The 12,868-nt window shown below is 45.5% G+C and carries 16 protein-coding genes; 8 read left to right on the top strand and 8 right to left on the bottom strand.

Translation table 11 applies throughout. The annotated features are described in order from the left end of the window. The first annotated feature begins 22 nt into the window (after window positions 1-22). From rpsM to dsbD, 6 genes are all read left to right on the top strand, one after another. Window positions 23-388 carry a 30S ribosomal protein S13 gene (rpsM, locus tag LZT22_RS01430; protein WP_233923275.1) on the top strand — a complete coding sequence of 122 codons (366 nt, stop codon included), beginning with the start codon at window positions 23-25 and terminating at the stop codon, window positions 386-388. Window positions 389-406: 18 nt separating this feature from the next. Further along, a complete protein-coding gene (rpsK, locus tag LZT22_RS01425) occupies window positions 407-814 on the top strand; it encodes a 30S ribosomal protein S11 (RefSeq protein ID WP_233923274.1) in 408 nt (135 codons plus the stop codon). A 123-nt stretch (window positions 815-937) separates the two neighbouring features. Further along, complete coding sequence (gene rpsD, locus LZT22_RS01420) at window positions 938-1,561, top strand: 30S ribosomal protein S4 (RefSeq protein ID WP_233923273.1); 624 nt, start codon at window positions 938-940, stop codon at window positions 1,559-1,561. Window positions 1,562-1,584: 23 nt separating this feature from the next. Next, complete coding sequence (gene rpoA, locus LZT22_RS01415) at window positions 1,585-2,568, top strand: DNA-directed RNA polymerase subunit alpha (RefSeq protein WP_233923272.1); 984 nt, start codon at window positions 1,585-1,587, stop codon at window positions 2,566-2,568. A 12-nt stretch (window positions 2,569-2,580) separates the two neighbouring features. Further along, entirely contained in the window at window positions 2,581-2,976 is a 396-nt protein-coding gene (rplQ, locus tag LZT22_RS01410) for a 50S ribosomal protein L17 (RefSeq protein ID WP_233923271.1), read from the top strand. 74 nt (window positions 2,977-3,050) lie between these two features. Further along, on the top strand, window positions 3,051-4,760 hold the full coding sequence (gene dsbD / locus LZT22_RS01405; RefSeq protein WP_233923270.1) for a protein-disulfide reductase DsbD: 1,710 nt from the start codon (window positions 3,051-3,053) through the stop codon (window positions 4,758-4,760). A gap of 16 nt (window positions 4,761-4,776) precedes the next feature. Here the strand turns inward: dsbD and hemB are convergent, their stop codons facing one another. Together hemB and yihA are read right to left on the bottom strand one after the other, a co-directional pair. After that, window positions 4,777-5,778 carry a porphobilinogen synthase gene (gene hemB / locus LZT22_RS01400; protein ID WP_233923269.1) on the bottom strand — a complete coding sequence of 334 codons (1,002 nt, stop codon included), beginning with the start codon at window positions 5,776-5,778 and terminating at the stop codon, window positions 4,777-4,779. Next, entirely contained in the window at window positions 5,779-6,456 is a 678-nt protein-coding gene (yihA, locus tag LZT22_RS01395) for a ribosome biogenesis GTP-binding protein YihA/YsxC (protein ID WP_233923268.1), read from the bottom strand. Window positions 6,457-6,559: 103 nt separating this feature from the next. Between yihA and LZT22_RS01390 the strand changes: the two genes are divergently transcribed. Beyond that, on the top strand, window positions 6,560-7,324 hold the full coding sequence (locus LZT22_RS01390) for a cytochrome c (RefSeq protein ID WP_233923267.1): 765 nt from the start codon (window positions 6,560-6,562) through the stop codon (window positions 7,322-7,324). A 13-nt stretch (window positions 7,325-7,337) separates the two neighbouring features. Here LZT22_RS01390 and lysA read toward each other — a convergent pair whose 3' ends face one another. Both lysA and LZT22_RS12735 read right to left on the bottom strand, forming a co-directional pair. After that, window positions 7,338-8,657, bottom strand: coding sequence for a diaminopimelate decarboxylase (gene lysA, locus LZT22_RS01385; protein WP_233923266.1), 1,320 nt, complete (start codon window positions 8,655-8,657; stop codon window positions 7,338-7,340). Continuing rightward, entirely contained in the window at window positions 8,654-8,860 is a 207-nt protein-coding gene (locus LZT22_RS12735; RefSeq protein WP_370634749.1) for a lipoprotein, read from the bottom strand. The genes lysA and LZT22_RS12735 overlap by 4 nt, the downstream gene beginning before the upstream one ends. Before the next feature lie 17 nt (window positions 8,861-8,877). On the opposite strand from LZT22_RS12735, the gene cyaY reads away from it, so the two are divergent. Then, on the top strand, window positions 8,878-9,282 hold the full coding sequence (cyaY, locus tag LZT22_RS01380; protein ID WP_233923265.1) for an iron donor protein CyaY: 405 nt from the start codon (window positions 8,878-8,880) through the stop codon (window positions 9,280-9,282). Here the strand turns inward: cyaY and aroB are convergent. Genes aroB through LZT22_RS01360 form a run of 4 tightly spaced genes read right to left on the bottom strand, consistent with a single transcriptional unit; the run spans window position 9,279 to window position 12,786 of the window. Further along, entirely contained in the window at window positions 9,279-10,361 is a 1,083-nt protein-coding gene (aroB, locus tag LZT22_RS01375; protein WP_233923264.1) for a 3-dehydroquinate synthase, read from the bottom strand. The genes cyaY and aroB overlap by 4 nt on opposite strands. Continuing rightward, window positions 10,358-10,843: a shikimate kinase gene (locus tag LZT22_RS01370; RefSeq protein WP_233923388.1), complete on the bottom strand. Its 486-nt coding sequence runs from the start codon at window positions 10,841-10,843 to the stop codon at window positions 10,358-10,360. The genes aroB and LZT22_RS01370 overlap by 4 nt, the downstream gene beginning before the upstream one ends. 57 nt (window positions 10,844-10,900) lie before the next feature. Next, a complete protein-coding gene (locus tag LZT22_RS01365; protein WP_233923263.1) occupies window positions 10,901-12,055 on the bottom strand; it encodes a type II and III secretion system protein in 1,155 nt (384 codons plus the stop codon). Next, window positions 12,052-12,786 carry a hypothetical protein gene (locus LZT22_RS01360; RefSeq protein ID WP_233923262.1) on the bottom strand — a complete coding sequence of 245 codons (735 nt, stop codon included), beginning with the start codon at window positions 12,784-12,786 and terminating at the stop codon, window positions 12,052-12,054. Before LZT22_RS01360 ends, LZT22_RS01365 begins: the two co-directional genes overlap by 4 nt. Between the last annotated feature and the right edge of the window lie 82 nt (window positions 12,787-12,868).

Below are 12,868 nucleotides of genomic sequence, written 5' to 3'. Positions count from 1 at the left end.
CGGTTAATAAAGAGGAAATCTCATGGCACGTATCGCTGGGGTCAATATCCCAAATCATCAACATACCGTTATTGGTTTGACGGCAATCTATGGCATTGGTACAACCCAAGCTAGAAAAATTTGTCAAACTACTGGTGTTGCTTTTGATAAAAAAATTAAAGATCTCACAGACGCTGATTTAGAAAAGCTCCGTGATGAGGTTGGCAAATTGACGACTGAAGGCGATTTACGCCGTGAAGTCACAATGAGCATCAAACGTTTGATGGACTTAGCCTGTTATCGTGGCGTACGTCATCGTAAGGGCTTGCCGGTTCGCGGCCAACGTACCAAGACGAATGCACGTACCCGCAAGGGCCCGCGTAAGTCTGGCATTGCACTGAAGAAATAATCAAGAAAGCGTACTGAAATGGCAAAACCACAAACCGCAGCAGCAACCGCTCAGCGTGCTCGCAAAAAAGTAAAAAAGAACGTTGCCGACGGCATCGCGCACGTGCACGCATCTTTTAATAACACCATTATTACGATTACTGATCGTCAAGGGAATGCCTTATCTTGGGCTACTTCTGGCGGACAGGGTTTTAAGGGCTCACGCAAGTCAACCCCGTTTGCAGCTCAAGTAGCTGCAGAAGTAGCAGGTAAAGCAGCGATTGAATGTGGGATTAAAAATTTAGAAGTACAAATTAAGGGCCCAGGCCCAGGACGTGAATCTGCTGTGCGCGCGTTAAATTCATTGGGCATCAAAATTACTGAGATTCAGGATGTAACCCCAGTGCCGCATAATGGCTGTCGCCCGCCTAAGCGTCGTCGTATTTAAGTTTTATTGTTGTTATTTGGTTTTTAAAAGTTTTATTTTTTAATTGTTTAAGCCCACTGTTCGTTTGAATTTAAAGCGAACTAACCGCTGGTCGAAAGACTGCGGCAAAGAAAGGAAAGCATCGTGGCACGTTATTTAGGCCCTAAGGCCAAGTTATCTCGTCGGGAAGGAACCGACCTCTTTTTAAAGAGCGCTCGGCGTTCATTGTCAGACAAGTGCAAGCTTGATAGCAAGCCTGGTCAGCATGGACGGACATCGGGCTCACGCACCTCTGATTATGGCAATCAGTTACGTGAAAAGCAGAAAGTAAAACGAATTTATGGGGTTTTAGAGCGCCAGTTTCGTCGTTACTTTGCCGAGGCCGAGCGTCGAAAAGGTAATACGGGTGAAACCCTCCTGCAGTTACTAGAGTCACGTCTTGATAATGTGGTTTATCGCATGGGCTTTGGCTCAACACGCGCCGAAGCACGCCAATTAGTTTCTCATTGTGCAGTCATGTTAAATGGCAGTGCAGTAAATATTCCATCGATTCAGGTTAAACCTGGCGATGTAATTTCAATTCGTGAAAAAGCGAAGAAGCAAAACCGCATTCAAGAATCTTTGAATTTGGTTCAGCAAACTGGCGTCATTAGCTGGGTTTCAGTTGATGCGGCAAAGCTCGAAGGAACATTTAAGCAAGTGCCCGACCGCGAAGAAATCAGCGGTGATATTAATGAAAGTTTGATCGTCGAATTATATTCGCGCTAATTAGGCACCCATAAGGAAAACATATGCAAACAAACTTGCTCAAGCCAAAAATTATTTCAGTAGAAGCACTTACCCCCAATCAAGCTAAAGTGGTGATGGAGCCATTTGAACGTGGCTATGGCCATACACTGGGAAACGCTTTACGCCGTGTGCTGTTGTCATCGATGGTTGGCTTTGCGCCAACTGAGGTCGCTATTTCAGGTGTGGTTCATGAGTATTCAACGCTCGATGGCGTGCAGGAAGATGTTGTTAATCTCTTGCTCAATCTTAAAGGTGTAGTCTTCAAATTGCAGTCACGTGATGAAGTGACGATTAATTTACGTAAAGATGGGCCTGGTGTGGTCACCGCTAAAGATATCGATTTACCCCACGATGTAGAAATTATTAATCCAGATCATGTCATTGCCCACTTAGCTGCCGGTGGTAAATTAGATATGCAAATTAAAGTGGAAAAAGGGCGTGGTTATGTGCCCGGCAATATGCGTCAGTATCATGATGAAACAACTAAGCTTATTGGCCGCATTGTTTTAGATGCTTCTTTTAGCCCCGTGACTCGTGTTAGCTATGCAGTTGAATCAGCTCGTGTTGAACAGCGTACCGACTTAGATCGCTTGGTGATGACCATTGAAACTAATGGCGTCATGACACCTGAAGAGACGATTCGTCAAGCAGCTAGTATTTTGGTCGATCAATTAGTTGTATTCGCAGCGCTAGAAAGTAGCGAAATTTCAGGCGATTTGGTACCTAGCCGCTCTTCGATGGTTGATCCGATGTTAATGCGCCCAGTCGACGATCTCGAGCTGACTGTGCGTTCCGCTAACTGCTTAAAAGCAGAAAACATCTATTACATTGGCGATTTAATCCAGCGCACTGAAAATGAGTTGTTAAAGACGCCTAATTTAGGTCGTAAATCATTAAATGAAATTAAAGACGTGTTAGCGGCTCGTGGCTTAAGCCTTGGGATGAAACTTGAGAGTTGGCCACCTGCTAACCTTGGAAATAATTAGAAAGGAAGCATCATGCGTCACGGAAACGGTTTACGCAAACTTAATCGAACCTCATCGCATCGTTTAGCGATGCTGCGTAATATGTCGAATTCGCTTTTGGAGCATGAAGTAATTAAAACCACTCTACCAAAAGCAAAAGAATTGCGCATGGTTGTTGAGCCCTTAATTACTTTAGGCAAGAAAGATAGCTTAGCGAATCGGCGTTTAGCTTACAACCGCACGCAAGATCGCGACATTGTTGCTAAATTATTTGCCGAGCTTGGGCCGCGTTATGCTACACGCCCAGGCGGTTATTTACGCATCTTAAAGTTTGGCTTTCGGCAGGGCGATAATGCGCCTATGGCCTTGGTTGAATTGGTTGATCGCCCTATTGTTGAAGAGGTTGTAGCTGAAGAGAGTTCAACTTAATTGTGAGTATGGGGTATAGTGAAAAGTCAGACTTCGGTCTGGCTTTTTCATTTATATAGGACCGAATTAAATTGATGCAAATACATAACACACTACTTAAGCTAGTACTCACCTTTTGTTTATTCATTTCCAGCGCTTTTGCAGCGCCTGATTTTTTACCACCAGAAAAAGCGTTTCAAGTGCAAGCCACTTGGCTAGAAAATAGAACGCAGGTTGAAATTGATTTCAAACCCGTTAAAGGATATTACATTTATCAGCATTCATTGCAATTTCATGTGCTTGAAAATGGGCAGCCAACCTATCAGTTTCAGCCCCCCTTACCCGCCGGAGAAAATAAATTTGATCCTACTTTTAATAAAAATCTTATTATTTACAAGACCCCATTTCAAGTTCAAATTAATTTAGATCAGGCCATCAGTAGTATAGGTAAAGCAGCTGATGCATTCAGTAATCGAGTTAAGGGTTTGCGTTTGCAAATTCAATTGCAAGGTTGTGCAGATGGTGGAATTTGCTACCCACCGATGACCTTAAACTTTAACTTAGCAGCCCCTGGTGTTAAGGCCCAACCATTGCCCGATACAACGGAGATCGCACCACCCTCAGAAAAATTGAGTTTAGTTAGCTTATGGGGGCAGCGTGAAGATATCAACGCAGTCAATCAATTTTTAGCTCAAGCATCTATTCCTTACCTATTTTTAGCATTTTTTATTTTAGGAATTGCGCTGGCATTTACCCCCTGCGTTTTACCCATGTTGCCTATTTTGTCGAGTATTCTCTTCAATTCAGACCCTGCTAAGTCAATTAAAAAAAGCCGGGCTGCCGTCTTAGCCATTGCCTATATCTTGGGTATGGCTAGCCTCTATTCAATCGCAGGAATGCTCATGGCTGCGCTTGGCAGTGGCGCTCAAGCAGCGCTACAAAATCCCTTGGTCTTATTGGCTTTTGGCCTAGTTTTATTAGCTTTGGCCGGCAGTTTATTTGGGTTTTATCACTTACGTTTACCGCATGCACTGCAACAGACCATTGATCAGTTTGCTGGGCGCCAAAAGGGCGGCAGCATTATTGGTGCATTTATCCTGGGTGGGCTTTCAACCCTAATTGCTAGCCCATGCATTACGGCACCATTAGCTGGGGTATTGGCATTTATTGCCCAAACTGGCTCGGTAGCACTTGGCGGCAGCTTGTTATTTATTATGGCTATCGGCATGGGTTTGCCTCTACTCTTGATTGCCCTCGAGGCGCGGGTTTTGGTCCCCAACACAGGCGCATGGATGTTATGGTTACAGCGCATCCTGGGTGTTTTATTGGTGGCTCTGGCAATTTGGATTGTCTGGCCAGCCCTTTTTTCAGGGTCGCAAGCACTCTTTCAAACTCAGCAAGCAAGCCCATCCAAGCAAAATTCGCAACGTACCATCGCAGCAAATTTACACTTTACTGTTGTTCAATCCTCAGCCGAATTAAAGCAGGTGCTTGAAAAAGCGAACATAGAGCGGCGCCCTGTGTTGCTCGATTTTTATGCCGATTGGTGTATTAGTTGCAAAGAAATGGAACTCCTTACTTTTGCTGATCCAGCCGTTGCTCAAGCCTTAAGTAAGTTTGTCTTAGTGCAGGCCGATGTGACCAAAAATACACCCGAAAATCAAGCGTTGCTCAAGCAATTTAATCTATTTGGGCCACCCGCAATACTATTTTTTGATGCCGAGGGGCGCGAGCAAACAACCCAACGGATCATTGGGTTTATGGCGGCAAACCGTTTTTTAGTCTACTTAAACTCGCTTAAATAAGCGATTTTTAAGACATTTAGTTATTTTTTAATTGGCGCGCGGCTTCTAAAGCAAAGTAAGTTAGGACGCCGTCTGCGCCGGCACGTTTAAAGGCAATTAAGCTTTCCATCATGACTGCATCATGATCAAGCCAACCATTTTGAGCAGCAGCTTTGAGCATGGCGTACTCACCACTAACTTGATATACATAAGTTGGATAAGAAAATGCCTCTTTAACTTGACGAACGATATCCAGATAGGGCATACCCGGTTTTACCATCACCATATCGGCGCCTTCGCTAATATCAAGCGCTGTTTCTGAAAGGGCTTCGGCACTATTAGCCGGATTCATTTGATACGTTTTTTTATCGGCTTTACCTAAATTTTTTGCCGAACCAACGGCATCACGAAATGGGCCATAAAAAGCCGAAGCATATTTAGCAGAATAGGCCATGATGCGGGTATGAATCAAATTTAACTTTTCAAGCTCTCGACGAATTGCGCCAATACGCCCATCCATCATGTCTGAAGGTGCAACAATATCAACCCCTGCTTGCGCTTGTGTTATTGCTTGCTGTACCAAAACAGCAGTAGTGACATCATTGAGTAGGCGATTTTGTTCATCTAAGATGCCATCTTGGCCATGACTGGTATAGGGATCAAGGGCGACATCTGTCATGATGCCTAAATTAGGAAAGCGTGTTTTCAAAGCTTCGACTGCGCGCGGAATTAAACCATTAGGGTTTAGTGCTTCTTTGCCATCAGGTGTTTTTAGGGTAGGATCAATGACAGGGAAAAGTGCCATCACAGGAATTCCAAGCTCAAGACATTCTTCAGCAACCTCAAAAAGTAAGTCGAGCGAGAGTCGATTGATTCCAGGCATTGAAGCAATTGCTTGCGATTGCTTGCTGCCTTCTAATAAAAAAACCGGATAAATTAAATCATCTACCGTTAAGCGGTTTTCTTGCATTAATCTTCTAGACCAATCGTCGCGGCGCATACGACGCGGACGATGAGCAGGAAAATGGAGTGGGTTCATTTAGTTTTCCTCGGTTTGGGTGAAGACATCAGGCAGAGTCGGAACAGCAAATAACCAATTAATAATAATTTTATCTGCTTCTACCAGCCCAATGCGTTTTGTACTGGAAAAGAGTTGCGCAGTAATTTGCGGCTGGGGCCCAGCCAAATTGACTGCCGGCCCAGCTAATTCAGCTAATCTTTTCTCTACAGCCTCTAGGGTATGGCGACACTCGGTATGGTTGAGCTTATCGCATTTACTTAAAAGTAAATGAATTGGTTTACCGGTCGGTAAAAACCATTGAATCATTTGTTCATCTAAGTCAGTCATCCCGCGGCGTGAATCAATGATTAAAATCATGCCAACTAGTTCGGGGCGTTCTTGCAAATAGTCGCTGACTAAACTATTCCAGTGGTAGCGGGTTTCATGATTGACGGCGGCATAGCCATAGCCGGGCAAATCAACGAGATAGGCTAATAAATCATCTTTTGCAAACACGCCAAAATAATTAATATGTTGAGTCCGCCCCGGCGTTTTACTCGCAAAAGCCAAGCGCTTTTGATTGCATAAAACATTAATAGCGCTCGATTTGCCAGCATTTGAGCGCCCGGCAAAGGCTACTTCCCGCAGGGGGCCCTGGGGCAGACAATGCAAATCGTTTACGGTGGTAAAAAAGCGGGATTGAAAGAGTTTAGACATGTCTGGAAGCTATTGTAAAATCACATAAAATATTAAGATCTGCGGGATTTGGCCAGCAATAGCCAGCCAAATCTTCTAAGGAATTTTTGCCAAGGTAAACATAATGCGTCATAGCACCCAAATCTCCAAATTAAGTCGCTTAAAAAAGCTGTTTTTAGGCCTTTGCAGTATTTTCATATTATCTGCTAGCGGCTCTGTGGCCATTGCTAACGAGCCCGCCAAGCCAGCACCAACTGCTGCAGTTCCTGCTTCAGCCACGGCTACCGCTGTAGCCCCAGCGCCAGTAGCTATAGCGGCTAAGCCTACCAAGGGCGATGCCGCCGCGGGCGAGGCCCTCTATAACAGCGGTGATACTAGCCGCGGCGTAGTGGCTTGCATTACGTGTCATGGCCCCAAGGGGATGAGCGCCGTGGCAACTTGGCCTAAGTTAGCCGCGCAACATGGAACTTATTTAGCTAAGCAATTAAAAAGTTATAAGGACGGCACGCGTGCTAATCCCATCATGATGGGTATGGCGGCGACCTTAACCGAGCAAGATATGTTGAATTTGGCTGCGTTTTTAGTAAAACAGGCACCTCCCCAAGGCGAGGCGCAAGATAAGGCGACCCTCGAGCTCGGACAACTCATTTATCGTGGTGGCATCGCTGCCAAAGGCATTCCTGCTTGTGCGGCTTGCCATAGTCCAAATGGGGCTGGTATTCCAGCGCAATACCCCCGCTTGGGTGGGCAATGGGCAGAATACAACGCTGTACAACTGGGGTATTTCCGCGATGGCACCCGTAAAAATGTACAAATGAATATGATCGCTGTCAAACTATCTGATCTTGAAATGAAGGCCGTTACCGATTACATGGCTGGACTGCATTAAGGTTGGCGAAGTACTATTTTTTTTGCGGTAAGAGACGCTCTTTTGAGAGCAACTCAGCAACGGTTTCGCGTTCACGGATGATATAAGCTTGGTTGCCATCGACCATCACTTCAGCTGCTCGAGGGCGAGTGTTGTAATTCGATGCCATCGTAAAGCCATAAGCCCCGGTCGATAAAATCGCCAAAACATCATTTGCTTTAATTGCCAGAGCCCGATCTTTACCAAGCCAGTCTCCCGATTCACAAACTGGTCCAACTACATCATAAATTTGTGTTTCAGCCTCATTATTTTGAACTGCCACAATGGCGTGATACGCGCTATAAAGTGCAGGGCGTAATAAATCATTCATCGCCGCATCTACTATGCAAAAATTTTTACTCGCTCCAAGTTTGATATATTCGACGCGCGTGAGCAAGACGCCTGCATTACCCACTAATGAGCGCCCAGGCTCAAGAAGAATTTCTAGGTTGGCAAAGCCGCGTTCAGCAATCCGATCTAAAAGCGCGTTAGTAAATTCGGTGATAGCAGGCGAACTTTCATCGCCATAATCAATCCCAAGTCCACCTCCTAAATCGAGGTGTCGTAACTTAATCCCCTCTTTTTTAAGTTGTGTTACTAAATCAAGTACTTTATCAAGCGCGTCCAAATAAGGCGCGGTAGAGGTAATTTGTGAGCCAATATGACAATCAATGCCCACGATATCAAGATGCGAAAGTAAGGCAGCCTCACGATAGGTTTTTAGCGTTTCATGATAAGCAATACCAAACTTGTTATCTTTGAGTCCAGTAGAAATATAGGGATGCGTTTGTGCATCGACATCGGGATTCACTCGCAAAGAAATTGGCGCACGACAAGATAATTCTGCTGCGATCTGATTAATTTGTTCAAGCTCGGCAACAGATTCAACATTGAAGCATTTCACTCCAACCGTAAGGGCCAGCCGAATTTCAGCAGCAGATTTACCAACCCCTGCAAAAACTAAGCTTGCTGGATCGGCGCCAATTGCAAGTGCGCGTTCGAGTTCCCCGCCACTAACTAAATCAAAGCCTGCGCCAAGCTCTTTAAAGCAATTCATTACTGCAAGATTACTATTGGCTTTCACTGCAAAGAAAATTCGCGCTCGTCTTTTGCCTTGTGCGTTAAAGCAGGCTTCTTCATAGGCAGCAAATGCAGCCACCAAAGCACGTTTGCTATAAACATAGAGTGGCGTACCAAATTGCGCCGCCAGTTGGGCTAAGGGGAGTGCTTCAATAAACCAGCAGCCATCACGTACAGAAAACCCAAGCAAGCTTTGCAAGGCCGGTAAGGAATTGTGATGTTTTGCTTGACTCATTTGCTTTCCTCAGGTGAGGCCTCCTTATTATCAACAGCGGTATTTGGGCCGGGAGCTGGGTACAACTTACCTTTTGGTTCAACTTGGGCAGGAATCGGCGGTATATTTGGCACGCTTGGCAAATACAGGGGCCCTCTTACCCCACATCCTATGAGGGATATTATGATGCTAAATCTAAAGGCTCGAATAAGAATCGCTATCATGAAAGTCTCTAAAACGAATGATTGAATATAGCATGCAGCATCCAGTAAATACCCCAGCCGCTGAACCCATTGACGATAAACAATTTCATCAGCTAGCCAGTCAACTCTTACACTCGCTCGAGATTACGCTTGAGGCCGCCGATGATCAGTTAGATCTTGATTTAGATGTTGAGCGACAGGGTGGCAATGTGATTAATATTCGTTTTCGTGATCGTAGCGTCATTGTTGTTAATAGCCAACCCCCCTTGCACGAAATTTGGGTAGCAGCTAAGGCTGGCGGTTTTCATTATCGCTGGGCTGGTACTACTTCATCACCACTGTGGATCGACTATAAAACAGGCAAAGAGCTATTAAGCGATTTAACGCAATTTATTAGTGCGCAGGCTGGCCAAGCGGTAACTTTAGGCCGGCATCAACCTTAAGCAGCGCCAGTAGCAAGTAAAGTTTCTTGAACTAGTGATGCGGGGGCGGCTTCAATGATAGCTGCACCTAGCGGGTTAAGAACCACATAGCGAATTTGACCGCCCGCGGTTTTTTTATCTAATTGCATTAATTCGAAGTAGCGCTCAAGCCCGAACTTTGGTGCTTCAGTCGGTAGTCCCATGGCATGAATGAGCTGCTTTAGGCGCTGCACCTCGGGGGCTTGAATTTTGCCTAAGCGCATCGAGAGATCGGCAGCCATAACCATTCCGCAACCAACCGCCTCCCCATGTAACCATTTGCCATATCCCAGGCCAGCTTCAATTGCGTGCCCAAACGTATGACCAAAATTTAAGGTTGCACGAACGTTGCTTTCACGTTCATCGGCAGCTACTACTGCCGCTTTAATTTCACAAGAGCGTAGTACAGCATGCGCTAGCGCAGCAGGCTCGCAGGCCAACAAGGCAGCCGTATTTTTTTCGATCCAAGCCAGAAAATGAATATCAGCCATAGCACCATGTTTAATGACTTCCGCCAGCCCTGCCGAAAGTTCACGGGGAGGTAATGATTGTAAGGTGCGTAAATCGGCAATGACAGCCACGGGTTGATGAAAAGCGCCAATCATATTTTTACCCAGCGGATGATTAATGCCCGTTTTTCCGCCCACCGAGGAATCTACTTGAGCTAATAAAGTCGTTGGAACTTGAATAAAGCGAATGCCACGCATAAAGCTTGCTGCAGCAAAGCCAGCCATGTCGCCAATGACCCCACCACCGAGCGCAATAATGGCAGTATCGCGATCAGCCCCAGATTGCAGCAGGACATCAAAAATCGTTTGTAAATGAGTCCAATCTTTATAAGACTCGCCATCGGGTAAAACGATCAGATGCACCCGTTTTTTTAGTTGCTCAAGAGTTTTGGTGAGCGCCTCTGCATACAATGACGCAACAGTTGTATTGGTCACAATGAAAACTACCTCACCCTTAAGGTGGGGATGAAAGAGACTGCCTTGGGAGATTAAATCACTTCCAATATAAATGGGATAACTACGTTTACCCAGTTCGACCTTGAGTGTATTCATGGGCTTAATTCTAGCTGCATCAACAAAGTATGAACCAATTGATTGACGCTGGGCTTGCCAGTTTCAATAATATGCGTGGCAATATCGCGATAAAGGGGATCACGCTCTGCATACAGCGTTGTCAAAATTTGCCGTGGGTCGCCATTTTGTAGGAGGGGCCTGCCCTCACTGCCTTTAGTTCGATGCCACAACTCATTGGGGTTAGCGTGCAAATAAATGACAACCCCTCGTTTGCTTAAGGCCTGCCGATTTTCAGGTGCAAGAATTGAGCCACCACCCGTAGCCAAAATAATGTCATTTTCTTGAGTTAACTCGGCAATCATTTGGGCTTCACGTTTACGAAACCCAGACTCACCTTCCATTTCGAAGATAAGGGGAATTTTGACGCCGCAGCGCTCTTCAAGCGCATGGTCGCTATCAATAAAACGGCGTCCTAGTTTGCGCGCCAATAATTTCCCTACGGTAGACTTACCAGCCCCCATGAGACCAATTAAGAAAATATTGTTAGATTTGTTTAATAAGAAGTTCACATCCTGATTTTATAAGGGTTTGGGCAGGACGGTGGGGGTTAAGAAAACCAGCAACTCTTTTTTATCGTGTAGTTTGGCGCTATGCCTAAATAAATGGCCCAAAATGGGGATATCACCAAGCAAGGGCACCTTAACGATGTCTTCTCGCTCAATGGTTTGATAAATTCCACCAATAATGACAGTACCCCCATTTTCTACAGTTACTTCTGAGCTTAGCGTTTTCGTATCAATGGCATAGCCCTGTTCAGTTTTCATGCCAATGGTGTCTTTAGTAATGCCAACTAACATCGAAATCATGCCATCAGGATGAATTTTAGGAATGACCTCAAGACGCAGATTTGCTTTACGGAATTGCAATTTACTGCCGCTTTGGGTTGAAACTTGATAAGGTAATTCAGTGCCCTGTTCAATTGTTGCTTTGACTTGATCTGAGGTCATGATGCGGGGATTCGAAATAACTTTGCCTTGGCCTTGAGCTTCAAGCGCAGAAAGTTCAGCCTGTAAAAGCTGGCTAGCATTTTTAGATAAAAGAGTGGCAGCGGCACTGACGGGACTAAATCCATTTAAGCCATTGGCCGCTAAATCAAAACCCGAGCTCATTTTAGGATTCAAATGCGAACTCGCTCCTTCACCCAGAAAGCTGAGCTTAGCACCCAGATCACGAGCAAAGCGGTCATCAGCTTCAACGATTCTGGCTTCGATTAAAATTTGTTTAGGGCTCTGTGCGTGGTCACCCCCAAATGGTAAGGCTGCATCTTCACGACGGTGTTTTTGAAAGGCATTAATTTCAGCGTAGGGGCCAATCCAGAAAATATCGCCATGCCTTAGCATGCTCAACCCTTTGCTAGCTAAGATTGATTGCACCGCACTACCCCATGGAATCTGCTGCAAATCAACTGAAATCGTGCCTTGAATCGATTCGCTAATTAAAAAATTCGTTTGCCCAAGTCGTGCCAATTCTTTGAGTAAGGTACTGACTTCAATATTGGCAAAATGTAGGCTAATGGTTTTTGCTTGAGCCGCCTGCGCTATCTTCTGTGGGCTAGTTGAGGTCCCAGTTAACGATGAGTCTGCATAAGTTGGTGTGAGCAGCGGCAGCCATAAAAACCATAGCGCTAAACAGAGCCGTGCGTAGCTACGAAAGGAGTGGGTCTTGAGCCTCATGGCTGACGCTTTAATTTAAGCGTGACAACCTGTCCAGTGGCTGCAGTAAGTTTGGCATGCTCTGCCCTAATTTCGCTTAAGACCCATGTACCTAGTACCGCAGTATGAAGAGCTAAGGATAGGGTTTTATCACCAGTGTGAAAAAAAGCTACCGTACCTTGACCAGCGGTGCTCATGCCTAAATATCGCCACTGACTTAAGGTGGCCTCTTCCGCCTTTAATTTACGGTTGAGCTCCAGCGCTTCTTGGCGTATAGGATTATGAGCAGATTTAATGCTGCGAGAACCTGCACTAAGTTGTGCGGTATAAATCTGGTCGAGTTGCTCGCTGAGTTCCGCATGATAATTGCTTGCAGTGTCTTCTTGTTCTGTTAGGGCTTGCTTGAGTCGATTGATTTGCGCTTCCAGTAAGCCAAATTGGGAATGCGTGTTCTGCTCTAGAGCAATGAGTGCGCTAATTGTCCAAGCTAATGCGCCAAAGGATACAAGGCCAATTAAACTTGGTATCCATTGGACTGGTTTGGCGAAGGTGTGGCGTATTTGTGCTGGCGGCTGCAGGCCAAGGCTGTGCTTGGCTTCGGCTGGAGCGGCCTCGGCAGCCAGTTTATTTTGCTGGCGAGCAGATAGCTCAGGTTCCGGGCTTGAAGTCACTGGATTCTGCATGACTGGATCATCACCCAGCACGCTCAAAATGGCATCAAAAGATTGGGAAGTAATTTTACGTATCGGCACCCCCTATTCTTTTCTAAACTCTTTCCTAAATCTAGCAACATAGGCTTAAAGACGCGTAGGAATAAGCCGATTTAGGCATGGC

It is taken from the genome of Polynucleobacter sp. IMCC 29146 (assembly GCF_021395195.1).
GTDB lineage: Bacteria > Pseudomonadota > Gammaproteobacteria > Burkholderiales > Burkholderiaceae > Polynucleobacter.
This window is presented reverse-complemented; position numbering and strand designations above follow the sequence as displayed.